At 69.6% G+C, this 23977-nt stretch carries 19 protein-coding genes; 6 read left to right on the top strand and 13 right to left on the bottom strand.

Annotated features, from left to right (window positions below):
* Nucleotides 1-7: 7 nt before the first annotated feature.
* From G6N19_RS16415 to G6N19_RS16395, 5 genes are all read right to left on the bottom strand, one after another.
* A complete protein-coding gene (locus tag G6N19_RS16415; protein WP_193465312.1) occupies nucleotides 8-733 on the bottom strand; it encodes an SDR family NAD(P)-dependent oxidoreductase in 726 nt (241 codons plus the stop codon).
* Nucleotides 730-1473: an SDR family oxidoreductase gene (locus G6N19_RS16410; protein WP_193465311.1), complete on the bottom strand. Its 744-nt coding sequence runs from the start codon at nucleotides 1471-1473 to the stop codon at nucleotides 730-732. Before G6N19_RS16410 ends, G6N19_RS16415 begins: the two co-directional genes overlap by 4 nt.
* An 84-nt stretch (nucleotides 1474-1557) precedes the next feature.
* A complete protein-coding gene (locus G6N19_RS16405; RefSeq protein WP_193466425.1) occupies nucleotides 1558-4332 on the bottom strand; it encodes an AAA family ATPase in 2775 nt (924 codons plus the stop codon).
* Between the two features lie 46 nt (nucleotides 4333-4378).
* Nucleotides 4379-5335 carry an electron transfer flavoprotein subunit alpha/FixB family protein gene (locus G6N19_RS16400; RefSeq protein ID WP_013829677.1) on the bottom strand — a complete coding sequence of 319 codons (957 nt, stop codon included), beginning with the start codon at nucleotides 5333-5335 and terminating at the stop codon, nucleotides 4379-4381.
* 30 nt (nucleotides 5336-5365) lie between these two features.
* Nucleotides 5366-6157 (bottom strand): electron transfer flavoprotein subunit beta/FixA family protein, encoded by a 792-nt coding sequence (locus G6N19_RS16395; protein ID WP_013829678.1) that lies wholly within the window; start codon nucleotides 6155-6157, stop codon nucleotides 5366-5368.
* Between the two features lie 197 nt (nucleotides 6158-6354).
* Between G6N19_RS16395 and G6N19_RS16390 the strand changes: the two genes are divergently transcribed.
* The 4 genes from G6N19_RS16390 (at nucleotide 6355) to G6N19_RS16375 (ending at nucleotide 12110) form a co-directional block, all read left to right on the top strand.
* On the top strand, nucleotides 6355-7152 hold the full coding sequence (locus G6N19_RS16390; protein WP_049792901.1) for a class I SAM-dependent methyltransferase: 798 nt from the start codon (nucleotides 6355-6357) through the stop codon (nucleotides 7150-7152).
* Complete coding sequence (locus tag G6N19_RS16385; protein ID WP_013829680.1) at nucleotides 7149-8678, top strand: 1,4-alpha-glucan branching protein domain-containing protein; 1530 nt, start codon at nucleotides 7149-7151, stop codon at nucleotides 8676-8678. The genes G6N19_RS16390 and G6N19_RS16385 overlap by 4 nt, the downstream gene beginning before the upstream one ends.
* 100 nt (nucleotides 8679-8778) lie before the next feature.
* A complete protein-coding gene (locus G6N19_RS16380; RefSeq protein WP_193465310.1) occupies nucleotides 8779-10023 on the top strand; it encodes a glycosyltransferase family 4 protein in 1245 nt (414 codons plus the stop codon).
* A gap of 8 nt (nucleotides 10024-10031) precedes the next feature.
* Nucleotides 10032-12110, top strand: a complete 2079-nt coding sequence (locus tag G6N19_RS16375; protein WP_193465309.1) for an MMPL family transporter — start codon at nucleotides 10032-10034, stop codon at nucleotides 12108-12110.
* Here the strand turns inward: G6N19_RS16375 and G6N19_RS16370 are convergent.
* Nucleotides 12073-13071, bottom strand: coding sequence for an alpha/beta hydrolase (locus G6N19_RS16370; protein ID WP_013829683.1), 999 nt, complete (start codon nucleotides 13069-13071; stop codon nucleotides 12073-12075). The genes G6N19_RS16375 and G6N19_RS16370 overlap by 38 nt on opposite strands.
* Nucleotides 13072-13125: 54 nt before the next feature.
* Here G6N19_RS16370 and G6N19_RS16365 point away from each other — a divergent pair, with 54 nt between their 5' ends.
* Nucleotides 13126-14103 (top strand): LLM class flavin-dependent oxidoreductase, encoded by a 978-nt coding sequence (locus tag G6N19_RS16365; protein ID WP_083035686.1) that lies wholly within the window; start codon nucleotides 13126-13128, stop codon nucleotides 14101-14103.
* Nucleotides 14104-14120: 17 nt separating this feature from the next.
* Here G6N19_RS16365 and G6N19_RS16360 read toward each other — a convergent pair whose 3' ends face one another.
* From G6N19_RS16360 to G6N19_RS16350, 3 genes are all read right to left on the bottom strand, one after another.
* Nucleotides 14121-16136 carry a hypothetical protein gene (locus tag G6N19_RS16360; protein WP_041318329.1) on the bottom strand — a complete coding sequence of 672 codons (2016 nt, stop codon included), beginning with the start codon at nucleotides 16134-16136 and terminating at the stop codon, nucleotides 14121-14123.
* 29 nt (nucleotides 16137-16165) lie between these two features.
* Nucleotides 16166-17206 carry an ATP-grasp domain-containing protein gene (locus tag G6N19_RS16355; RefSeq protein WP_232062710.1) on the bottom strand — a complete coding sequence of 347 codons (1041 nt, stop codon included), beginning with the start codon at nucleotides 17204-17206 and terminating at the stop codon, nucleotides 16166-16168.
* 400 nt (nucleotides 17207-17606) lie between these two features.
* Complete coding sequence (locus G6N19_RS16350) at nucleotides 17607-18344, bottom strand: acyltransferase (protein ID WP_013829687.1); 738 nt, start codon at nucleotides 18342-18344, stop codon at nucleotides 17607-17609.
* A 112-nt stretch (nucleotides 18345-18456) separates the two neighbouring features.
* Here G6N19_RS16350 and G6N19_RS16345 point away from each other — a divergent pair, with 112 nt between their 5' ends.
* Nucleotides 18457-19731 (top strand): PQQ-binding-like beta-propeller repeat protein, encoded by a 1275-nt coding sequence (locus G6N19_RS16345; RefSeq protein ID WP_013829688.1) that lies wholly within the window; start codon nucleotides 18457-18459, stop codon nucleotides 19729-19731.
* 7 nt (nucleotides 19732-19738) lie between these two features.
* Here G6N19_RS16345 and G6N19_RS16340 read toward each other — a convergent pair whose 3' ends face one another.
* The 4 genes from G6N19_RS16340 to G6N19_RS16325 form a co-directional block, all read right to left on the bottom strand.
* Nucleotides 19739-20440, bottom strand: a complete 702-nt coding sequence (locus G6N19_RS16340) for an esterase (protein ID WP_013829689.1) — start codon at nucleotides 20438-20440, stop codon at nucleotides 19739-19741.
* A 77-nt stretch (nucleotides 20441-20517) separates the two neighbouring features.
* Entirely contained in the window at nucleotides 20518-21711 is a 1194-nt protein-coding gene (locus G6N19_RS16335) for a THUMP-like domain-containing protein (RefSeq protein ID WP_332101815.1), read from the bottom strand.
* Between the two features lie 65 nt (nucleotides 21712-21776).
* Nucleotides 21777-22748: a class I SAM-dependent methyltransferase gene (locus G6N19_RS16330; protein ID WP_013829691.1), complete on the bottom strand. Its 972-nt coding sequence runs from the start codon at nucleotides 22746-22748 to the stop codon at nucleotides 21777-21779.
* Between the two features lie 86 nt (nucleotides 22749-22834).
* Nucleotides 22835-23902: a histidine phosphatase family protein gene (locus tag G6N19_RS16325; protein ID WP_165757160.1), complete on the bottom strand. Its 1068-nt coding sequence runs from the start codon at nucleotides 23900-23902 to the stop codon at nucleotides 22835-22837.
* Nucleotides 23903-23977 lie beyond the last annotated feature (75 nt).

The following is a 23977-nucleotide window of genomic DNA, read 5'->3' as shown; positions in this document are numbered from 1 at the left end:
GACGAAATCAGGCGGCGGCACCGCCGCCGTCGGCGTGCAAGGTCGACCCGGTGATGAAGCTGGACCTCGGTGAGGCCAGGAACAGTACGGCCTCGGCGATCTCGGCCGCCTGCGCCGTGCGGCCCAGCGGAAGCGCCTTGCCCAGTTCGTCGTTGACGTCACCCCATTCGGCGGCCACCCCGGCGGTGGCGGTGGGGCCGGGCGCGACGCTGTTCACCCGCACGCCGTGCGGCGAGAATTCGGCTGCCCAGGTGCGGGTCAGCGATTCCAGCGCAGCCTTGGAGGCGCTGTAGCTCGACGCGCCCGGAACACCCTTGAAGGCGACCATACTGGTGACGTTCACGATGCTGCCGTGACCACGCCGCAGCATGCCGGGCGCCAGTGCCGCGACCAGGAAGTAGGCGCCGCGCACGTTGGTGTCGAATGTCGACTCGAACGACGACACGTCCTGGTCGACGGTGAGCGCACCCGGGAAGCTGGCGGCGTTGTTGACCACGATGTCGACTTCGCCGCATTGCCGGGCAAGGGCTTTCACCGATTCGAGGTCGGACAGGTCGGCGGCCACGAACCGGACACCGGCCCCGATCTCGGCAACGGCGGCGGCGCCGCGGTCAGCGGACCGGCCGGTGATGATCACCGTGGCACCGTGGCGGGCCAGCAGCCGCGCGGACTCCAGGCCGATGCCGGCGGTCCCGCCGGTCACCAGCGCGGTCTGGCCGGACAGCTCGTTCACTGGGTCGCCAGCCAATCCGTGAGGCGGGTCTGGGCCAGCGTCGCGTTCGCTCCGGTGACCAGTCCGGTGTCGCCGACCTTGGTGCCGAAGTAGACGGCCGCCGGGTCGACGACGACCGGCAGGGTTTCGCCGCGATGCGTCAGCGCCGCGGCGGCCAGCTCGGCGAAGGTCATCTTCTCCGGGCCGCCGACGTCGATGATCCCGTCGACCGGCGCCGCCTGCGCGGCTTTGGCCACCGCGGCGGCCACCTCAGCCCCGGCGATCGGCTGGATGAGTCCCTCGGGGGCCCGCACCACACCGTCGACGGTCAGTGATGTGGTGATCGCGTCGGCGAACTCGTGGAACTGGGTGGCCCGCACGATGGTGTAGGGCAGCCCGGATTCGGTGATGATCCGTTCCTGGGCGACCTTGGCCCGCATGTAGCCGCTGTCGGGCAACCCGTCGCAGCCCACGATGGACAGCGCCACGTAGTGGCTGACATCGGCTTTGCGGGCCGCTGCGACCTGGTTGGTCGTTGAGCGGGTGAAGAAGTCCATGACCGGGTAGTCGTCGAAGTCCGGTGAGTTGACCACGTCGACGAGCACGTCGGCGCCGGAGAGCGCCTCGGCCAGGCCCTGACCGGTGAGCACGTCGGCGCCGGTGTCGCGGGAGGCGGCCACCGGCTCGTGCCCGGCGGCGGCCAGCAGCGCGACCACCTTCGAGCCGATTTGTCCGCTGGCGCCCGTCACGGTGATTTTCATGTCGCTAGACCTCCTTGGCCGACTTGTGGTCCTTCCACACTGGCACCGCGCCGAGCCTGGCCGCACCCTGGAAAGTCCGTAGTCTCACCCCGGCGCGGATCGCCGCCACGGGGCGTCGCGCAGTTCCCGGCGCGACCGGATGCCCAGCTTGGCGAAGACCTTGCGCAGGTGCCATTCCACGGTGTGCGCGCTGATGAACAGCTGCACACCGATCTCGGCGTTGGTCAGGCCCGCCCCGGCCAGCTCCGCGATCTGCTCTTCCTGCGCGGTCAACGCATCGCCGGTGGCGACCGGCTGCTTGCGGGCCTTCTCCCCGGTCGCCTGCAGCTCGCGATAGCTGCGCGCCGCGAACGCCCGGGCCCCGAAGCCGCTGAACATGCCGTGGGCGAGCCGCAGTTGGGTCCGGGCGTCACCGCGGCGGTTCTCCCGGCGCAGCCACTCCCCGTAGAGCAGATGGGTGCGCGCCAGCTGCACGGTGATCCGGGTTCTCGCCAATCGTTCGATCGCCTCGGTGTAAAGGCTTTCCGCGGCGTCGCCGTCACGCAGCAGCGCCGCCGACCGGGCCCGCACCCCCAGCGCCCAGTCGGTTCCGGCGGCCCGGGTCCGGTCGTCGAGTTGCTGCAGCGCGTCGGCGGCCACGGTGTGCCGGTCGGTTCGCGCGGCGGCCTCCACCAATTCGGCCAGATTCCAGCCGTAGAGCCCCAGATCCTCGTATTCGCCGGCCCGGGCGAGCATCTCGTACGCCGCCTGGTAGCGCCCCAGCGCGTTGTTGAGCACCGCGCCGGCATAGCCGGCCAGCGCGGTCACCCGTCCCTCGCCGCGCGCCGTCCCGTAGCGCACCGCCGCGTCGAGCAGCCCGGTCGCCTCGGCTTCGTCGCCGATCCAGGCGGCCAGCGCCAGTTCGTGATAGCGCACGGGGGTCTGGCCGGCGGCGGCCGACAGGGTGCCGGCGTCGGCGATCAACGCCCGGGCCGAGGCGAATTCACCGGCCTGCACGTGCACCCCGGCCAACGTCGTCAACGCCATCGGCAGCACCGCCAGCGCGCCGGTATCGGTGGCGACCCGCACCGCGTCGGTGGCGATCCGGTGCCAGGACTCGTCGTCCCACATTTCGTGCAGCACCGCTTCGTGGGCGATCGGAAAGGCTTGCCACGTCCAGTCTTCCGGAGAGATCGCCGCGATCGCGGCGCGCAGCGGGGCCGCGGCGGCGGCGCACCCGTCCAGCACTCGGATGATTAGGCCGTGCAGCAGCAGACCGGCCGCCCGGCCCGGATCCGCCCGCACCCGATCCGCGAGCGACACCGCGGTGGCAAGGCGCGCATCCTGACCGAACAGCCGTCCGGTGTACATCGCCGCGCTGACCGCCTCCAGCAGCGCGTCCTGGCCCATGTCGGTATCGTGGCGCTCCAAAGTCGCTGCGGCGTCGAATAATTGCCGTACCGACAGGTTCAGGGTGGGGGCATCTCCGCTGCCCCGGCCCCGGGTGAACTCCAACATCGCGCGGGTCCGCGCCGCCCTGGCACGCTGCAAGGCGTCCAGCGGCGCCAGCTCGGCGGTGTCGAGCAGGGCGTCCGCCGCGTCGAACTCGGCGGCGGCCCGCATCGCCTCGGCCGCGTCCAGGGCGCGGCCGCCGCGGCGGGCAGCGTCGGGAGTCAGCTCGGTGGCCCGCGCCAGAAACGCTGCCGCCGCGGCGGTCCCACCGCGAAGCTGGGCCCGCCCGGCGGAATGCTCCAGTTCGGCCGCGACCGATTCGTCCGGGGCCGCCGCGGCGTGCGCGCAGTGCCAGGCACGGCGGTCGGGATCATGCGCCGCGTCGGTGGCGTCGGCCAGCGCGCGATGGGCCTGCCGGCGCTGCGCCGGGTCCGCGGCGCGGTAGACCGCCGAACGCACCAGCGGATGCCGGAACCGCACCCGCTGACCGGTCTCGGCAAGGCCGGCCGCCTCGGCCGGCGCCAACGCCTCGGCCGGCAGACCGAGCAGCCGCGCCGCGGCCAACAGCAAGGTCGGGTCCCCCACCGGTTCGGCCGCGGCCAGCAGCAACAACCGCTGGGTGTCGTCGGGCAGCGACCGGACCCGGGCCAGAAAGTGCCGTTCAAGCTGGCCGGCAACCGGCTGGACATCGGGCCGGTGGTAGCCGCCGGCCAACTCGGCGGCGGAGAGCCCCCGGGGCAACTCCAGCAGCGCCAGCGGGTTACCGTGCGTCTCGGCGACAATGCGGTCGCGCACCTGCGTATCGATGCGCCCGGTGACCGCGGAGGCCAGCAGTTCGCGGGCGTCGGCGTCGCCGAGCCCCCGCAGCACCAGTTTTGGCAGCCCGGTCAGCCCGTCGACCGGCTCACGCAGCGCGAACACCAGCGCGACCGGTTCGGCGACCAGGCGGCGGGCCACGAAACCCAGTGTCTGCGCCGTCACCCGGTCCAGCCATTGGGCGTCGTCGACCAGGCACAGTATCGGGCGCTCGCCTGCGGCGGCTGCCAGCAGACCCAGCACGGCGAGTCCGACCAGAAAGCGGTCCGGGGCGGGACCCGAACTGAGCCCGAAGGCGATCTGCAGCGCCTCACGTTGCGGCTCGGGAAGCGCACCGGCGCACGGCATCAGCGGGGCACACAGCTGCTGCAGGCCGGCGAAGGCCAGCTCCATATCGGACTCCACGCCGGCGGTGCCGATCACCTCGAACCCGGTCGCGCTCTCGGCGAGATAGTCCAGCATCGCGGTCTTGCCGATACCGGCCTCGCCCCGCAGCACCAGCACCTGGCTGTCGCCGGCGCGGGCCCGGCCCAGCAGATCCCGAAGCTGCGTCTGCTCGCCGTCCCGGCCGGTGAGTCCGTTCTCCCGCCGAGCAGACGCGAAAGCCCCCATTCCGGCCTCGAAATGGGGGCTTTGGCGTCTGCTCACGCAGTAGAAATTAACCCTTGCGGGCCTTGACCGCCTCGGTCAACTGCGGGGCGACCTTGAACAGGTCCCCGACGATGCCGTAATCGGCGATCTCGAAGATCGGCGCTTCCTCGTCCTTGTTGACCACAACGATGGTCTTGGAGGTCTGCATCCCGGCGCGGTGCTGGATCGCGCCGGAGATGCCCAGCGCGATGTACAGCTGCGGCGAGACGGTCTTACCGGTCTGGCCGATCTGGAACTGGCCCGGGTAGTAGCCCGAGTCCACCGCGGCACGCGAGGCGCCCACGGCGGCACCGAGCGAGTCGGCCAGCTCTTCGACCACCGAGAAGCTCTCCGCGCTGCCGACGCCACGACCGCCGGCCACCACGATGGGCGCCTCGGTGAGCTCCGGACGGTCGCCGGCCACCGCGGGCTCCCGCGAGGTGACCTTGGTGGCGTTCTCCTCGGCGGCGGGCACCTCCACGGTGACCTGCTCGCCCGCTCCGGCGGCCGGCGCCGGCTCCACGGCACCCGCCCGCACGGTGATCACCGGGGTGTCGCCGGTGGGCTCGGCGTCGACAGTGTAGGCGCCACCGAAGATGGAGTGCACCACCTTGGCGCCTTCTTTGACCTCGACCACGTCGACCAGCAGACCGGACCCGATCCGGGCGGCCAGCCGGCCGGCCACCTCTTTGCCGTCGGCGTTGGCGGCGATCAGCACCGCCGCCGGGGCGGCCGACTCGGTCAGCGCGGCCAGCACGTCGACCGTCGGGGTGACCAGGTAGCCCTCCACCACGTCGGATTCGGCGACGTAGATCTTGGCGGCGCCGGCTTCCTTCAGTCCGTCGACCAGCGGCGCGGCGGCGCCGGGGGCGCCCACCACGACCGCGGACGGTTCGCCGAGCACCCGCGCGGCGGTGATCAATTCGGAGCTGACCTTCTTCAGCGCTCCGTCGGCGTGCTCAACGAGCACCAGTACTTCAGCCATGTTTGTCTTCCCTCTAAGTCTTCGATGTCGCTAGATCAGCTTCTGGGCAACCAGGTACTCGGCGATCTTGGTGCCGCCGTCGCCCTCGTCGGTCACCTTCTCACCGGCGGTCTTCGGCGGCTTCGGCGTCGTCGCGGTGACCTTGGAACCGGCGTTGGCGACACCGACCTCGTCGGGCTCTACCCCGATCTCGGCCAGCGTGTAAACGGTGACTTCCTTCTTCTTGGCGGCCATGATGCCCTTGAAGGACGGGAAGCGCGGCTCGTTGATCTTCTCGTTGACGCTCACCACCGCCGGCAGCGAGGCCTCCAGGGTGAACACGCCGTCGTCGGTCTCGCGCTCGCCGGTGACCTTGCCGTCGGCGACGGTCAGCTTGCGCAGGTGGGTCAGCTGCGGCAGTCCCAGGTACTCGGCGATGATCGCCGGAACCGCGCCGCCGACACCATCGGTGGACTCGTTGCCGGCGATGACCAGCTCGGTGCCTTCGATCTGACCCAGTGCCCGGGCCAGCGCCCAGGCGGTCTGCAAGACGTCGGAGCCCTTCATGCCGTCGTCGAGGATGTGCACGGCCTTGTCGGCCCCCATCGACAGCGCCTTGCGGATCGCCTCGGTGGCCCGCTCGGGGCCGGCGGTCAGCACGGTCACGGTGCCTTCGGCGCCTTCCTTCTCGCGGAGCAGCAGCGCCTCTTCGACGGCCCGCTCGTTGATCTCGTCCAGCACGGCGTCGGCGGCGTCACGGTCCAGCGTGAAGTCACCGTCGCTGAGCTTGCGCTCCGACCAGGTGTCTGGGACCTGTTTGATCAGGACCACGATGTTCGTCATGAGTGTGGTTCGTCCTCCTCGAAGGGGTCCTGCGGCGGCGGGCCACAAGACTTGGGTCACGATTCACGCAGCCGCACAGATGAGTTACTCATGGGTAACTTAATGCGGTTCGCCTGTACAGAGTAGCGGGTCGTGATAGGGCCACTGCGGGGTAGCCGGTTCGCGGACCGTGGCGTTCGCGTTAGCCTGCCTGTGCGATGAAATCCACGAAACCCGCCGGGGACCCTGCCGGCACCCCGTCCGGCGACGCCACGTTGATGTTGACCGGCGAACGCACCATCCCCGGGCTCGACATCGAGAACTACTGGTTTCGCCGCCACGAGGTGGTCTATGAGCAGCTGGCGCCGCGTTGCACCCGCCGCGAGGTGCTCGAGGCCGGGTGCGGCGAGGGCTACGGCGCCGACCTGATCGCGCGGCTGGCCAAGCGGGTGATCGGACTGGACTACGACGACGCGGCGGTGGCGCACGTAACCGCCCGGTACCCGCGGGTGGAAGCGGTGCAGGGCAACCTCGCCGAGTTGCCGTTGCCCGACGCCGCCGTGGACGTCGTCGTCAACTTTCAGGTCATCGAGCACCTGTGGGACCAGGCGCAGTTCATCGCCGAATGTGCGCGGGTGCTGCGGCCCGGCGGGCTGTTGATGATCTCGACGCCCAACCGGATCACCTTCTCCCCCGGTCGCGACACCCCGATTAATCCGTTCCACACCCGCGAGCTCAACGCCGCCGAGCTGACCGAACTGCTGGTCGACGGCGGGTTCGTGATGGACGGGATGTTCGGTGTGTTTCACGGGCCGGCGCTGCAGCAGATGGACGCCCGGCACGGCGGCTCGATCATCGACGCCCAGATCGAGCGCGCCGTCGCAGCCGCGCCCTGGCCGGCCGGGCTGCTGGCCGATGTCGCCAGCGTCACCAGCGCAGACTTCGACATCCTCAGCGCCACCGAACGCGAGATCGATGACAGCCTGGATCTGGTCGCGATCGCGGTGAGGCCGTGACCGAAAAGCCTTCGGTGCCGGGTCTGTTCACCCTGGTTCTGCACACCCATCTACCCTGGCTGGCCCACCACGGCCGCTGGCCGGTCGGCGAGGAGTGGCTCTACCAGTCCTGGTCGGCGGCCTACCTGCCGCTGATGCGGGTGCTGCGGACGCTGGCCGCCGAAGGCCGCCGCAACCTGCTCACCCTCGGGGTGACGCCGGTGGTCGCGGCCCAGCTCGACGACCCGTACTGCCTCGACGGCATGCACCATTGGCTGGCGAACTGGCAGCTGCGCGCCACCCAGGCCACGACGCTGCCGGATCTGCGTGACTTCGGCCGGCACGAGTGCGCCAAGGCCGAGCAGGCGCTCGACGATTTCGCGCTGCTGTGGCGCCACGGCGCCAGCCCCTTGCTGCGCGAGCTGACCCAGGCCGGCACCGTCGAGATGCTGGGCGGCCCGCTGGCCCACCCGTTCCAGCCGCTGCTGGCGCCGCGGTTGCGGGAGTTCGCGCTGCGGGAGGGCTTGGCCGACACCCGGGCGCGGCTGGCGCAGCGCCCCACCGGGATCTGGGCGCCGGAGTGCGCCTATGCCCCCGGCATGGAGGCCGGTTACGCGGCGGCCGGAGTGACGCACTTCATGGTCGACGGGCCGTCGCTGCACGGCGACACCGCGCTGGGCCGACCGGTCGGTGACTCGGGAGTGATCGCGTTCGGTCGCGACCTGCAGGTCAGCTACCGGGTCTGGTCGCCCAAGTCGGGCTATCCGGGCCACGGCGCCTACCGGGATTTCCACACCTACGACCATCGCACCGGGCTGAAGCCGTCACGGGTCACCGGCCGCAACGTCGAACCGGAACACAAGGCGCCCTACGACCCGCAGCGCGCCGAGGCCGCCGTCGACACCCACGTCGCCGATTTCGTCAAGGTGGTCCGCACCCGGCTGCAGGACGAATCGGAACGAATCGGCCGGCCCGCCCATGTGATCGCCGCCTTCGACACCGAGCTGTTCGGCCACTGGTGGCACGAGGGACCGCAGTGGCTGGCCCGGGTGTTGCGGGCGCTGCCGGAGGCCGGGATTCGCGTCGGCACACTGTCGGACGCGATCGACGCCGGGTTCGTCGGGGACTCGGTCGAGCTGCCGCCGAGCTCGTGGGGCTCGGGCAAGGACTGGCAGGTGTGGTCCGGGGAGAAGGTCGCCGACCTGGTGCAGCTCAACAGCGAGGTGGTCGAGACCGCGCTGGGCGCCGTCGACAAGGCCATGGCGGCTGCCGCCACGCCGTCGGGGCCGAGTCCGCGCGACCGCGTCGCCGACCAGATTCTGCGGGAGGCGTTGCTGACGGTGTCCAGCGACTGGCCGTTCATGGTGAGCAAGGACTCCGCCGCCGAGTACGCCCGCTACCGCGCGCAGTTGCACGCCCACGCCACCCGGGAGATCGCCGACGCGCTGGCATCCGGGCACCGCGACGCGGCCGAACGGCTGGCCGAGGGCTGGAATCGGGCCGACGGTCTGTTCGGCGCGCTGGATGCCCGTAGGCTGCCACGGTGACCCCCCTCCCGCGCGCGCGTGCGTGTCCCCGGCCCGACACGCCGCGAGACGACCGGTTTTGCGCACGCTCGCGCCGACCTCAACGACGAGGACAAGCCACGTGAAGATCCTGATGGTGTCGTGGGAATACCCGCCGGTCGTGATCGGCGGGCTGGGCCGGCACGTCCACCACCTGTCCACCGCGCTGGCCGCCGCCGGGCACGACGTCGTCGTGCTGGCCAGGCGCCCGTCGGACACCGACCCGAGCACCCACCCCTCGTCGGACGAGATCAGCGAGGGCGTACGGGTCGTCGCCGCGGCCCAGGACCCGCACGAGTTCTCCTTCGGCGACGACATGATGGCCTGGACCCTGGCAATGGGGCACTCGATGGTGCGTGCCGGGTTGTCGTTGAAGGTCGACGGCGGCCAGACATTGTGGCGACCCGATCTGGTGCATGCCCACGACTGGCTGGTGGCCCACCCCGCGATCGCGCTGGCGGAATTCTATGATGTGCCATTGGTTTCCACGATCCACGCTACGGAGGCCGGGCGCCACTCCGGCTGGGTGTCCGGTCCGCTGAGCCGTCAGGTGCACGCGGTGGAATCGTGGCTGGTCCGTGAATCCGACTCGCTGATCACCTGTTCGGCCTCGATGCGCGACGAGATCACCGACCTGTTCGGACCCGGGCTGGCCGAAACCACCGTGATCCGCAACGGGATCGACGCCGCGCGGTGGCCGTTCGCCCGCCGCGAGCCGCGCACCGGACCACCGGAACTGCTGTTCGTCGGGCGGCTCGAATACGAGAAGGGCGTACACGACGCGATCCAGGCGCTGCCGCGGATCCGCCGGGCCCACCCGGGCACCACGCTGACCGTCGCCGGTGACGGCACCCAGCAGGACTGGCTGACCGAGTGCGCCCGGAAACATCGGGTACTCAAGGCAACCCGGTTCGTGGGGCGGTTGGACCACGACGAATTGCTGGCCATGCTGCACCGGGCAGACGCAGCCGTGCTGCCCAGCCACTACGAGCCGTTCGGCCTGGCCGCACTCGAGGCCGCGGCCGCCGGGACCCCGCTGGTCGCATCGAACGTCGGCGGGCTGGGTGAGGCCGTCATCGACGGCGACACCGGGATGTCGTGCCCGCCGCGCGACGTGCCCGCGCTGGCGGCGGCGGTGTGCGCGGTGCTCGATGACCCGGCCGCGGCCCAGCAGCGCGCCATGGCCGCCCGCGACCGCCTCAGCGCCGACTTCGACTGGCACACCGTCGCCGACGAGACCGCACAGGTGTACCTGGCCGCCAAACGCCGCGAGCGCGAGCCGCAGCCGCGCCGACCGATCATCGAGCACGCGCTCCCCGACAGGTAACCCTCGGCGTGTGGGACCGCATCTCGGCCGGAGTCACGCACCGTGGTTCGTGGCTGCTGACGCTGGTCATCCTCACGGCATCGGCCGCGCTGATGGCGGTGGGCGGTCACAGCGCCGACGCCACCGCGTCGCCGGAACTGCTGCCCGGCTCCTCGGAGTCCGCCGCCGTCGCCGCGGCGCAGCACGACTTCCCGCAGGGCGAGCAGGCCGCCGCGATCCTTGTTGCCACCCGCCAAGACGGTTCAGCCCTGACACCGGCCGACCTGGCGGCCGTCGGACAGGCCCGCGACCGGATGCAGCGGGTCCCGCAGGCGCTGCCCGGCGGGCCCGCCCCGGTGCCGGTCTCCGCCGACGGCCACGCCGCGATCGCCACCGTGCAACTCAGCAGCTCGCTGTCGGGCTTCGAGCTACGCGACGCGGTGCAGGCGCTGCGGTCGGCGGTGAGCGACGGACTGCCCGGTCAGCTCACCGCCCACGTCACCGGTGGTCCGGCCTTCGGCGCCGATATCGCCGACGCCTTCTCCGGCGCCAACGTCACACTGCTGGCGGTGACCGCCCTGGTGGTCGCCGTGCTGTTGATCGTCACCTACCGCTCACCGGTGCTGTGGCTGTTGCCGCTGCTGGCCGTCGCGCTCGCCGATCGGGTCGCCACCGTAGCGGGCGGGGTGATCGCCGAGGCGGCGGGGGTGAGCTTCGACGGCTCGACGTCCGGGATCACCAGCGTGCTGGTGTTCGGCGCCGGTACCAACTACGCGCTGTTGCTGATCTCCCGGTATCGCGAAGAGCTGCGGCTGGCACCCGATCACCGTGTTGCGCTGCGCGCCGCGGTGCGTGCCGCCGGCCCGGCGATCGTTGCCAGCAACGCCACCGTGGTACTGGCGCTGCTGACCCTGATCGCGGCGAGCATTCCCAGCACCCGCAGCCTGGGGATCTGCGCGGCCTGCGGGCTGGTGGTGGCGGCGGTGTTCGTGCTGCTCGTGCTTCCCCCGCTGCTGGCGTTGTGCGGGCGCAACGTCTTCTGGCCGTTCATTCCCCGCATCGGCGACGGCCCGGCCACCACCAGCTGGCGGCGGATCGCCGAGGCGGTGGGCCGCCGGCCGGTCCCGGTCTGCGCGGTCGCGGTGGTGGCGCTGGCGGTCTTGACCACCGGGCTGCTCGGTACCCGAATCGGCCTGTCGCAGACCGAGCAGTTCCGGGTTCGCGCCGACTCGGTGACCGGCTTTCAGACGCTGGCGGAGCATTTCCCCGGCGGCGCCTCGGACCCCACGGTCGTCATCGGTTCCACCGCCCGCACCGCACCGCTGCGAGAGGCCATCACCAGGGTGGCCGGGGTGACGTCGGCGGCTCCCACCGGGCTGTCGCCGGCCGGTTTGACCCGGTGGTCGGTGGTGATCGACGCCGCACCGTCCACCGCCCGGGCATTCGACACCGTTACGGCGCTGCGGGATTCGGTCCGCGCCGCCGACCCCGGGGCACTGGTCGGCGGCGCCGACGCCCAGGCGCTCGACATCCGCGACGCCGCCGACCGCGACCGTCGGGTGCTGATCCCGGCGATCCTGACGGTGGTGCTGGTGGTGCTCTACGTACTGCTGCGGGCCGCGCTCGCCCCACCGGTCCTGGTCGCCGCGACCGTGCTCAGCGCGCTGGCCGCACTGGGCCTGGGCGGCTGGGCCAGTATTCACCTGTTCGGCTTCCCCGCGCTCGACAACGGCACCCCGCTGTTCGCGTTTCTGTTCCTGGTCGCACTCGGTGTCGACTACACCATCTTCCTGGTGACCCGCGCCCGGGAGGAGACCGCCGGACAGGGCACCCGCGAGGGCATGGTGGCCGCGGTCGCCGCCACCGGTGGGGTGATCACCAGCGCGGGAATCGTGCTGGCCGCGGTGTTCTGCGTGCTCGGTGTGCTGCCGCTGATCGTGCTGACCCAGTTGGGCATCATCGTGGGCGTCGGCATCCTGCTGGACACCTTCGTGGTCCGCACCCTGGTCATCCCGGCGCTGTTCAGCCTGATCGGCGACCGCATCTGGTGGCCGTCGATGCCCGCAGCGTCTACAAAGACGCCAGATACCGCACCCGGTCCGCGATAACCCGTTGCGACACATCGGTATCGGGTGCCAGCAGATCGAACGCGTGCGGGCAGCCCGGGTACACGTGCAACTCGACGGGCACTCCTGCGGCCAGCAACCGCTGTGCGTATCTGACGTCCTCCCGCGCGAAGATGTCCAGCCCGCCGACGTCGAGGTAGGCCGGCGGCAGACCGGTCAGATCATCGGCGCGAGCCGGCGCGGCATAGCCGTCCGCGGCCCCACCGGCCAGCAGTGCACTCCAGCCGGTCGCGTTGTCGTCGTAGCTCCATGTCAGCAGCGCGCCGTCGGCCGAGCCGCCATCACCGGTCCGGTCGTCGAGCATCGGGTAGATCAGCAGCTGGGCGGCGATCGACGGCCCGCCGCGGTCGCGCGCCAGCAGGCACACCCCCGTCGCCAGCCCCCCACCGGCACTGTCGCCCATCACGGCCAACCGGGACGCATCGACGCCCAGTTCGTCGGCGTGGCCGGTCAGCCAACGCAGTGCCGCATAGCAGTCCTGTAACGGCACCGGATGCGGGAATTCCGGGGCGACCCGGTAATCGACGACCAGCATCGGTACTCCGGAGGCGGCGACGTAGCCACGCACCACCGCGTCATAGAGCCCACCGAGGCGCTCCCAGTCCAGGATCATCCCGCCGCCATGCAGGTAAAGCGCCGCACTGCCCGGCTGGTCGGCGCCGGTCCGCCGATACCAGCGCAGCCCGATCGCGGTGCCATCGTGATCCACCGAGAACTCTTGCGTCACGACGCCGGTGATCGGCGGCCGCGACGCCAGCACCTGGTTGAACATGTGGCCCGCGTTGCGCCGGCGGGTCATGACGTCGCCGACCGCCGGCGGCGGCACATCGGGCGCGTCTTCGCGCAGGGCCAGCAACGCCGCGAGCACCTGCGGGTCGGGGGGCCCGCCCATCAGCGCACCGCCCGGCGAACGGCGATCGAAGTCGGCAGCGGCGCAATCCATTGAGTGATCATGTCGTGCGCTACCGTAACGCCGAGGAGGTGACCGGTCCGTCCCATGCCGCTATTGAGCGCCCTGCGCCTGAACATGACCAATATCCCCGGCGCCGGGCACGCCCAGCGCTACCGGGCGGCACTGGAGATGGCGTCCTACGCCGATGCCCACGGGGTGACCGCGGTCGGCTGCGAAGAGCATCACCTCGCGGCAACCGGCTGGTTGCCCTCCCCGCTGCTGATGGCCGCCGCCGTCGCCGGTTGCACACAGCGGATCCGGATCAGCGTCGGAGCACTGCTGGTGCCGCTGTACGACCCGGTCCGCCTCGCCGAGGACATCGCGGTCCTCGACCAGCTGTCCACCGGACGCGTCAGTTACGTGACCGGCGTCGGCTATCGCCCAGCCGAATACCATGCCGTCGGAAAGGATTTCCGGCGACGCGGACGGCTGATGGACGAGTGCTTGGCGGTGCTGTTACAAGCGTGGGGCGACGATCCGTTCCCGTTCAACGGCCGACTGATCGATGTGACACCCAAGCCGTACACCCGGCCGCACCCGGTGTTGTTCGTCGGCGGCATGAGCGTCGCGGCTGCCCGGCGCGCGGCCCGGTTCGGATTGCCGTTCTCACCGCCGATGCCGATGCCCGAGCTCGACGCGGTCTATCAGGCCGAGTTGGCGCGAAACGGCAAGCAGGGGTTCGTCTTCAGCCCCCAGAACGGCAACACCGTCACGCATCTGAGCACCGATCCGGACCGGACGTGGGCCCGCTGCGGTGACTTCTTCCTCTACGAAGCACGTGAATACAGCTCCTGGGCCGTGCCGGAAGTGCCGCGCCCCAACGAAAGTCCGGCGGGTACCGTCGCCGAGTTGCGCGCGGCCGGCACGGTGGAGGTGTTGACACCGGAGGAACTCATCGCGCAGTGCCGCGACGGACGCCCCGGGGTGACCCTGCATCCGCTGATCGGCGGCCTGCCGCTCGAGGAGGGATGGGAGAGCCTGCGGCTGCTGGTCGAGCAGGTGCTGCCCGAGCTGCAACGCTGATATCTGAGTCCTGAGCCTCAGGCCTGGGGTGCAGCCACCCCGAGCCGGTCAGCACCCCAGCTGCGCTGGATATATCCCAGTACCCGATCCAATTCGGTCTGGGTGACGGCGGCCCGCTCGCCGGGTTCCAGCGGATCGAAGTGGAAGATGTAGAGCCGCGACGCGAACTGGTCGAACGGCAGCGACGCCTCGCCGAAGCGTTCACCATGTCCGGCGGTGCTCACCACCACGCCGTCGCCCCAGTCCTGTCCGCTGTCGTTGTTGGGGTTGTAGAAGTAGACGCGCATGGTGCCCTCGGGGTCCAGGCTCACCCGCAGCACGGTGATCGCATGCCATCCCACGAAGCGTGCGGAGCTGTCGGTCACGGCGATGCCGGCCGGCTGCGGGTGGATCAGCGGTTGGTTGCCGTTGTAGAACGGGTGGTAAGCGGCGTAGAAGTGCCGCAGAAACCCGTCCAGGTCAACCAGATTGCCGGTCTCGACATCGACGTTGATGCGAAAGCCCCGCCCCGACCACCAGCCGTGGAACTCCGGGTTGACCCACCGGTGCGGGTCGCCGTCGCGACCGACGCAGCGCCGGAACATCTCCGCATAGATGCGGTCCAGGTGCGGCACCACCAGCAACGACACCGGGTCGAGGTCGACGGGAAGATGCGGGGCCACTCCCTCACCGCTGTCGCTCGACGAGATCGACTGTCCCTCGAAGTGCATGACGATCTCGTCGTCGCGCGCCGCCCATGCGATGGTCTGCAGCAGATAATCGGGATCGTTGTAGGACCACATCGACAGGGCACGCGCCGCTTGGCAGGTCGGGTTGTCGCCCTGCCCGACGCCCAGCGGCAGCCCGAGCATCGACAACGTCCCGGCCAGCAGCCAGGTGTGCGGATCCTGCGCCGGCCCGAACACCTGGGTGAGCCGCTGCCGGGACTGTTTGGAGATCGGCAGCGCCAGTTGGCGCCACAGCGACGGTGCGACCGGCGGCTGGTAGAGGATGCCGCGTTCCAGCAGCAGTGCCAGCCCGTAGATGCACTGCGCGGTCTCGACATGCACGGCGCCCGAGATCAGGCTGTGCACCAGGTCGTGGAAGCACAGCAGGCTGTCGCGGCCGGTGCTGGACAGGCCCAGCGCCTCGGCGATCAGGTAGTCGCTCTTCTCCAGCAGGAAACGCAGCAGCACCGCGTGGTAGGGCGACACCAACCCGGTGTCGTGCATCGACCGCGCGAAGCCGGCGGCCTCGTACTGCAGGGTCGGTTCGTCCATCGATTCCAGCCGGCTGCGATACACCTGCACCCCGGGGTCCTCGCGGCAGCCGTCGGTGGTGCCGTACAAGCTGGTGATCAGCCGGTCGGTTCCCACCGCACCGCTGCCGAGGTCGATGCCCGGATCGGCGCGCACGATCGAGATCTGGGTGATCATCGCCTTGATCTGGTCGACCTGGATGGGCCGCTGCCGCAGGATCCGCCAGATCTCGTCGACCAGCCGGTCGAGCACGCCCTCATAACCGATCTCGTCGACCAGATAACCGAACAGTCCCCGGGTCAGCCCCGCCATCCGGCCCTGCAGTTCGCGCTCCGCTTCGGTCGGCGGGGTCAGCAGCAGCGACAGGTTGATCGCCAACACCTGCGCGAGATGATGGCGCGCCTGTTCCGCGGTGATCAGCGGATGAACGTATTCGTCGTTGGCGACCGCCAGCAGGCGCAGTTCGTTGACCGCCTCCAGCACCACGGTGTCCGGGTTGGTACTACGCAACGAACCGGTGGTCAGCACCGGCAGCAGGGTGCGCGGCGACGCCCAGTCCGTGCCGAGGAACACCCCGGCCTCCTCCAGGGCCGCGCTACGGGCCCGTACCGCGGCGTAACCGCCCGGTTGCAACAGCACCAGCCGAAGCCCATCCAGGACGCGGCGCAGTCGCTCGGGCTTGCCCACCGTGCCGGCCTCCGCCAGCGCCCTGGTCGCGTCGTCGAGCCTGCTCAGGCGGCTTTGCAGGGTCGCTGCCTCGCCGTTCGTCCGGCCCTCGGGTGAATTCCCAGTCACAACGGGTTCCTCACGTGCGTGCCGCCGCGTCAGACGTAGAAGTCGAGCTCTTCTTGTCGCTTGAGCAACCGCCGCATCTCATACGGATCCTCACCGAAGAAGTAGACCAGACCCCAGTGGGTGCCGAATGCGGTGCGCTTGGTGACAGTCTCTTCGAGCGGTGCGGTGAGTTCGTGCGATTCGAAGTATTGGTGATCCTCGGTCTCCTCGGGGATCGCGAGCGTGCTGACCACGCGGCGGCGCGGATACACCCCGAAACAGCCCGCGTGCCCGTCGGCGTCGACGATTTCGCGCGGGAAGAACTGCTCGAGTTCGTCCTCGGTGGTCTTCGGGTCGAACGTCAGCACCAGGGCCTGGTAGCCGTTGAACCCGTAGACGCGCTCCAACAGTTCGAAGACCTTGAAGCCCGGCGGCCGGTAGGCGACCTCACCGAAGTACATCTCCCCGTCACTGGTCACGAAGTACTCGGGGTGGACGAAGCCGAAATCGATGTCGAACGTCTTGATCAATTTCTCGATCTGAGCGGTGATCTGGGGACGGTAGCGTTCCAATTCCGGCGATGCCGGCACAAACACCGAATAGCCGAGCGTGACATATTCCGAAATGTTGAGAAAGCGGATCTTTCCATTGTGCACCCACGCTTCGACGGCGAATTCCCAGCCGTCGAGATGCGATTCCATCAGCGCCGGGAACTCCTCGTCCGGAATCGAGTCGATGTCGTCGGGGGCGCGAATCACCCGGTGCCCGAGGCAGCCGGCCTTGTCGAAGGCCTTGAAATGGATGGGATCATTGGGGTCGCCGTCGAGTTTGAGCAACGTCTGGTTGACCCGCTTGAGGAACCGGATGACGTCATCGCGGTCGTGGGCCTCCTCGAAGATGCCGACCCGGATCCCGCCCAGTTGAGCACGGCGCTTCATCAGCGATTTATCTCGCAACAGCATGGCTTGGCCGAGCAGTCGCGGATTGTCCAGCAGGACGGAGTTGATGGCCCCCGCCCATTCGACGGTCTCCTCGAAGAGCGGGATCGCCACGTCGACGCCGCGCTCCTTGAGCGTTTCGGCGATCTCCATCGATCGCTCATTGAGCCGCTCGAAATTCCAGGCGATATATGGAATCTCGTGTTGTCGGCAGTATTCTTCGGCCCAATCCGGCGCCACGACCACGTATCGCCGGTCAAAACGGTCCACCGCGTCGATGGCGTTCAAACTCCAACCGAGTAACGCGATATAGCCCTTGTCCGGATTCCGGCGCTTTTCCGAGGTCCGCTCAGCTGAGATCGTCGCGGAAGTCTGCAAAATCCCTCCATTACTTCGGGTTTGCTGCGTGCGCTTTCGCATCCACGGTACCTGCCGGGCGAGGGTACGCACCCGCCCCGGCAGCGGGCCCCGGAGCTCCGCGGCCGACCACGGGCGAGCTCCGACGGCCGCCAAACGGTGGCGATCCCGGCGATCCCGCCGGATCAGCCGAGCGTCAGCGCGCCGCCTTCTTGCGTTCGATGTCGGCCAGCGCGGCGGCCAGCTCGGCCCGCTCGGCGGCCGACGTCTCCCACGCCAGCTTGCGGTTCTTGACCACCTTGGCCGGCGCTCCCACCGCGATCGAGTAGTCCGGGATGACACCCTTGACCACCGCGTGGGCACCGAGCACGCAGCCGCGGCCGATGCTGGTCTCGCGCAGGATGGTGACCTTGGCGGCGATCCAGGTGTCCGGCCCGATCCGCACCGGGCTCTTGACGATGCCCTGGTCCTTGATCGGCACGTTGATGTCGTCCATCTTGTGGTCGAAGTCGCAGACGTAGCACCAGTCGGCCATCAGCACCGAGTCCCCGAGCTCGATGTCCAGATAGGTGTTGATGACGTTGTCGCGGCCCAGCACCACCTTGTCACCGAAGCGCAGCGAGCCTTCGTGGGCGCGGATGGTGTTCTTGTCGCCGATGTGCACCCAGCGGCCGATCTCCATGTACGACATCTCCGGGGTGGCCTGGATCTCCACGCCCTTGCCGAGGAAGACCATGCCGCGGGTGATGATGTGCGGGTTGGCGAGCTTGAACTTCAGCAACCGCCAGTAGCGCACCAGATACCACGGCGTGTAGGCCCGGTTGGCCAGCACCCAGCGCAGCGAGGCCAGCGTCAGGAACTTGGCCTGACGCGGATCCCGCAGGCGCGAACCGCGCCAGCGTTTGTGGATCGGAGCACCCCACATGGTCGTCATGGCCGGAAAGCCTACGCGAGGTGGTTCCGCTCACGCGCTACCCTCACCTGGACTCGTTCACCAGGGATTGGGGATTGCCACTGTGTTGCGGCGACGTGGTGTCCTGGCGACCATGCTGGCAGCGGTGACGGCGGCAACACCGGCGCTGGGTGGTTGCGCCAATACCGACTCGTGGGTGGAGGCTGCTCCGGCAGCGGGCTGGCCCGCCCAGTACGCCGACGCCGCCAACAGCAGCAACACCGCCACCGCGGGGGCGACCGACCTGCAACTGGACTGGACCCGCTCGGTCAAGGGCGAGTTGGGCGCCGGGCCCGCGGTGGGTGCTCACGGCTGGCTGGTGCTCAACGCGCAGACCGAGGACGGTTGTTCGCTGATGCAGTGGGAGAACGCCGAGCACGGCAGGCAGCGCTGGTGCACCCGGCTGCATCAGGGCGGCGGATTCTTCGGTCCGCTCATCGACGGCTTCGACAACGTCTACGTCGGCCAGCCGGGGGCGATGTTGTCGTTTCCGCCGACCCAGTGGATTCGCTGGCGTGCCCCGGTGATCGGGATGCCCTCGACGCCGCGGATTCTCGGCGACGGTCTGTTGCTGGTGGTGACCCACCTGGGTCAGGTGTTGGTGTTCGACGCCCACCGCGGAGCCGTCGTCGGCACGCCACTGGACCTGGTGGACGGCGTTGACCCCACCGACTTCCGCCGGGGTCTGTCGGACTGCGACGCCGCCCGGCCGGACTGCCCGGTCGCGGCCGCACCCGCCTTCTCGGCGGCGAGCAACACCGTGGTGGTGAGCCTGTGGCAGCCGGGCGCCGACGAGTCCGGACTGGTGGGCATCAAGTACCACCCGGGCGGCACCCCATTGCTCACCCAGGAGTGGACCAGCGATGCGGTCGCCGCCGGGGTGCTGGCCAGCCCGGTGCTGTCCGCCGACGGTGCCACCGCCTACATCAACGGACGCGACCAGCGGCTGTGGGCGATCAACGCGGCCGACGGCAAGGCGAAATGGTCGGTGCCGCTGAAGTTCCTGGCCCAGACACCGCCGGCGGTGACCCCCGGTGGGCTGATCGTGGCGGGCGGCGGGCCGGAGACCGAACTGGTCGCCTTCGCCGATCGCGGTGACTACGCCGAGCAGGTGTGGCGCCGTGACGATGTCACGCCGCTGTCGTCGTCGAGCCTGGCCGGAAAGGTCGGGTACACCGTTGCCGCCGGCACCAGCGTCGGCCCGGCCGGCTTGTCACTGCTGGTGTTCGATCCCGACGACGGCCACAGCGTCAACAGCTATCCGCTGCCCGAATCGCGCGGCTTCCCGCTCGGGGTGTCGGTGGGCCGCGACCAACGGGTGGTGGTTACCACCAGTGCCGGTCAGGTCTTCAGCTTCGCCCCGGTGTAGCGGCCGCTCAGATCGCCAGCGCCGGTAACGCGGTGCGCGGCACCTTCACCGAGGTGGCGCCGGCGCTCATCGGCAGCAGTTCGCCGGGCGCGAAGTAGAAGATCACCTCGTCGTTGGTGATGGCGAAGTTCTGGTAGTGCGCGGGGTCCATCCCCGAACCCGAGGAGATCAGGATCGCCGGCACCCCGGTCTGGCGCTCGAGGTCTCGTTGCACCACCGGAAAAATCGTGTCCAGCGGCTTGCTGCCCGGCGCGAACAGCGTGTCGAAGGTGATCGGCTTGCGCGCCGCCAGGTCGTAGTTGAAGGACTGATACCAGGTGGAAGGCTGTGGGCCGCCGAGATCCTGGAAGATCTTCAGCACGACGCTCTGCGTGCCCTTGGGCGGCTGGCCGGAACGGTGCTGTTCGGAGATGGCGTCCATCTCGTACGGCATGTCGCGCCCGCCGGGCGACTTGGCCACCGTCAGGAACCCGTCGCGGTTCTGCACCAGGTAGTCGGTCAGCGTCTGCTGATCGGGGTAGTCGATCGGAAACTTCATGTCCAGCGTGTAGTTGGCGGTCGAGGCGTGGACGTGGCACAGCTGCCCGGACTCCACCGACCCGCCCAGTTCGGCACAGGACGAGGTCGCCAGCGCCGACGGCATATTCGCCATGCCCAGCCAACCGCCCACCGCCCCGCCCGCCAATAGGGCGGCCACCAGAATGCGCATTGTTCGGTTCGTCTCGCTTTGTGTCGACTTGCCGCGGCAAGCAGGAATGGCCCGAAGTCGATAGCCTACCGGGCCAGTCAGCGGGACGGCTGGCAGACGAACGCAATCGGCCGAGCCGCAGTCCCCGACCCGATCCGGGTGATCACGACCGATAGCCGCAGCCGGCCGCGCAACCGCAGCCGGCGCCGTAGCCCATCGGGATCGGCTTGCACGTCACGGACGCCGCGCACCAGGATCTCCAGTGCGCCGCAGCCGTGTGCGACCAGCGCCTGACGAAGACGTTTCTCGCTGTAGGGCAGTTCCTCGAGCACCTCGAATCCGCGTATCCCATCCGGCAACAGGTCGCCGGACAGGTAGGCGATGTCGGGATCGAGCTGCCACAGCCCGTGGCGGGTTGCGTACTGGCGGACCAGCCCGGCCCGCACCACCGCGCCGTCCGGGTCGATGATCCAGCGGCCCGCCGGCCGCACGTCGCAGTCGTCCGGGTCGGCGTCGGTGAGCTGCTCGCCGCGGTCCAGGATCGTGGCGCGGCGACGAACGCCGGGCGCGGCCAGCCCGGGCGACCACAGGCAGGCCTCGCGTACCGAGTCCCGCCACGAGGTGACTTCGATTTCGCCCTGAAACCCGAGCATCCTGATTTTGTCGAAATCGATTCCGGGAGCAGTCTTTACAACCAGGTCCCGGCCGGCGTAGACCTCCAGCAATCGATCCAGGGCGGGCTGATAGTCGGCCGGGTCGAAGCGGCGGCGCCCGCCGCCGCGACGGCCCGGGTCGGCCAGCACCACCGCGTCGCGGGTGACCGGCGTCAGCGCGTCGGCGCGAACCAGGGCTATCCCGCCGAGTCCATGCGGCGGTCCCAGCTTCGCCCCTCCTCCGTCGAGCCTCGCTGAACCGCCGAGGTTGTGCCGCGCCATCGCCAGCCGCACCGGATCGAGATCGCCGCCCAGCACCCGATCGGTCAGCTCGGTCAGCGCTGCCAGTTCGGTGCCGATCGAGCAGGTCACGTCGTGCACGACGGCATCCGGCGCCGCGGTGTTGATCCGGTGCGCCCGGTGCCGCGCCACCGCTGCGGCGCTGGCCTGCTGCAGCGCCTCGTCACTGAACAGCCACTGCGACGTCGCCGGCAGCTCGGCCAGCTTGGCCGCCGCCCGGCGGCGCAGCAGGGTGGTCTCGACCAGGGCGGGGGTGCGGTCGCCGAACCGGGACCGCAGCGCGGCCGTGTCGGCGACGCGGGTGGCGTCGGTCAGCGCGAACCCGGCGACCTCGGCCAGGTCGGCGTTGCCGGCCGCCGAGCTGAGGTAACCGACGTCGTCGGCTTCGAAGCAGAAGCCGGCACTCAGGACGGTTTGACCCCGGTGACCATCACGTTGTAGAACCAGCCCTTCGGCACCACCCGGCGCAGCAGGTTGGCGTCCACCCAGCTCAGCGTCGTCCAGCTGCGGAACGCGAACCTCGCCCAGCCCCAGCCGAGCTTGCCCGGGGGGACGGTCGACTCGAAGGTTCGAACCGGCCAGCCCAGCATGGCGGCGGTGAACTCTTCGCTGGCGGTGCTCACCTGCACCGCTCCGGCATTGGCCGCCATCCGCTCCAAATCCCGCGGTTCGAAGGTGTGCAGGTCCACGATCCATTCCAGGGCCGCCGCGCGCGAGTTCTCGTCGAGTTCTTCCTGCGGCCGGCGCCAGGAGCCCATCCCGGGCAGCTTCATCGCGGCGACCGTGGTCTTCCAGGTCAGGTCGGCCAGCCGGCGCGCGTAGAAGTTGCCGACCGTGGTGGGCTCGCCGGCGAAGACGAATCGGCCGCCGGGCTTGAGCACCCGGACCACCTCGCGCAGCGACAGCTCCACGTCGGGAATGTGGTGCAGCACCGCGTGGCCGACCACCAGGTCGAAGGTGTTGTCCTCGTAGGGAATACCCTCGGCGTCGGCGACTCGGCCGTCGACGTCCAGGCCGAGGTTCTTGCCGTTGCGGGTGGCGACCTTGACCATGCCCGGCGACAGGTCGGTCACCGATCCGCGCCGCGCCACACCGGACTGCATCAGGTTGAGCAGGAAGAACCCGGTGCCACAACCCAATTCCAGCGCCCGGTCGTACAGCGGCTCCGGCCGCGACCGCTCGGATGCGGGCACGATCACGTCGAAGCGGCCGCGCGCGTAGTCGATGCAACGCTCGTCGTAGGAGATCGACCACTTATCGTCGTACTGCTCGGCTTCCCAGTCGTGGTAGAGCACCTGGGCGAGCTTGCTGTCGTGCCGGGCGGCCTCCACCTCTTCGGCGGTCGCGTGCGGGTTCGGCGTCGGTTCCGTACTCATGATCGGTCAGCCTAAAGCCTGATTGCCGGACCGGCGAAGTCGGGCGCAGCGAGGTCACCGCCACGCCGGGGCCCGCCGCCTGCGGTTCAGCCCGCCAGGGTCGCCAGCGCGTCGCCGATGACGTCACCGGTGTCCGCGGCGCTGCCGCCGGTGGCGTCGCCCATGGCTGCGGTGACGGTGTCGATCACCGCCTGTGGGAACCCGGTGAACGCCGCGACCACGTCGGTGAAGCCGGTCTGCAGTGCGGCGGTGATGTCGGCCGAGTCGCCGCCCTGGATGGCCTCCCACAGGTGCCACAGCGCGATCTGCGGCGCGGTGATCAGGTCGCGGAAGTCGACGAACAACCCGGTGAACAGGTCCGGGGTCGCAGACACCGCTATGCCGTCCCAGCTGACCAGCGTCCAACCGTCGGTGGGGTTGCCCTCGAGGACGGCCTGGCCACCGTTGGGCGGCGGCCCGCCGTTTTCGAGCACCGTCTGAATGATCGGCCAGACATCCGGGTTCTTGACGTTCATCAGAATCCAGATGGCGATAACACCGCCACTGGAATATGCCACGTCGGTCATCGGCCCATCGCCGGCAATGGTGTTGTTGTAGATCGTGTCGACGGCGCTGGAGATCTGATCCTGGAACACCACCCCGTTGTATGCGGTGCCGGGCTCCGAGACGAAGAGGTTGCCCAGAATCCACGACGCCATCGGCAAGAAAAAGGAGGCTTCGGTGATCAGATTGCGGGGCTGGTCCTCGAACAGCCCGGCGGGGATCTCGTTGAGGTCCGAGAGCACCTGCACATCCGGCATCCCCGGCAACAGGGCCAGCGCGGCTGCGGACTCCTGGGTCCGGACGAGTTCTGAGGCGTAGATGCCGGCGATACCGCCGGGGAACTCGTTTTGGATGGCGGCGGCGACGTCGTGCGCCTGCTGCTCGCCCAGCGCGGTGAGGTGAGCACCGGGCGGCAGCGTGCCGAGAATGTTGTTGAGATCGTCGGTCGATTGCCCGTGCCGCACCAGATCCAGCGTGATGTCCTCGGCGGCCAGCGCGATGTCGAAGGCGCGTGCGGACGGCGGCGGCGCCACCGGTATCGCGGTGACGATCCCGGCACCAGCCAATGCGATGCCCACACCGATCCACCGATAGCTGATAAGTCGCTGCATGCTCAGCCTCCCCCCGGAGTGAAGCGATGTGACCGCTCTCACGGTACTCACGTTGCGATCAGCTGAGCAATGCCT

Origin of the sequence: Mycobacterium novum, from assembly GCF_010726505.1 — a bacterium.
Taxonomy (GTDB): Bacteria; Actinomycetota; Actinomycetes; order Mycobacteriales; family Mycobacteriaceae; genus Mycobacterium; species Mycobacterium algericum.
The sequence above is the reverse complement of the archived record's forward strand: the minus strand, read 5'-3'. Positions and strand labels throughout refer to the sequence as shown.

Coding starts and splice junctions, on each gene's coding strand:
- G6N19_RS16410 (WP_193465311.1), bottom strand. CDS start 1,473: ATGAAAATCACCGTGACGGGCGCCAGCGGACAAATCGGCTCGAAGGTG.
- G6N19_RS16405 (WP_193466425.1), bottom strand. CDS start 4,332: ATGGGGGCTTTCGCGTCTGCTCGGCGGGAGAACGGACTCACCGGCCGG.
- G6N19_RS16400 (WP_013829677.1), bottom strand. CDS start 5,335: ATGGCTGAAGTACTGGTGCTCGTTGAGCACGCCGACGGAGCGCTGAAG.
- G6N19_RS16395 (WP_013829678.1), bottom strand. CDS start 6,157: ATGACGAACATCGTGGTCCTGATCAAACAGGTCCCAGACACCTGGTCG.
- G6N19_RS16390 (WP_049792901.1), top strand. CDS start 6,355: ATGAAATCCACGAAACCCGCCGGGGACCCTGCCGGCACCCCGTCCGGC.
- G6N19_RS16370 (WP_013829683.1), bottom strand. CDS start 13,071: ATGGATTGCGCCGCTGCCGACTTCGATCGCCGTTCGCCGGGCGGTGCG.
- G6N19_RS16365 (WP_083035686.1), top strand. CDS start 13,126: ATGCCGCTATTGAGCGCCCTGCGCCTGAACATGACCAATATCCCCGGC.
- G6N19_RS16355 (WP_232062710.1), bottom strand. CDS start 17,206: ATGGAGATCGCCGAAACGCTCAAGGAGCGCGGCGTCGACGTGGCGATC.
- G6N19_RS16350 (WP_013829687.1), bottom strand. CDS start 18,344: ATGACGACCATGTGGGGTGCTCCGATCCACAAACGCTGGCGCGGTTCG.
- G6N19_RS16345 (WP_013829688.1), top strand. CDS start 18,457: ATGCTGGCAGCGGTGACGGCGGCAACACCGGCGCTGGGTGGTTGCGCC.
- G6N19_RS16340 (WP_013829689.1), bottom strand. CDS start 20,440: ATGCGCATTCTGGTGGCCGCCCTATTGGCGGGCGGGGCGGTGGGCGGT.
- G6N19_RS16330 (WP_013829691.1), bottom strand. CDS start 22,748: ATGAGTACGGAACCGACGCCGAACCCGCACGCGACCGCCGAAGAGGTG.
- G6N19_RS16325 (WP_165757160.1), bottom strand. CDS start 23,902: ATGCAGCGACTTATCAGCTATCGGTGGATCGGTGTGGGCATCGCATTG.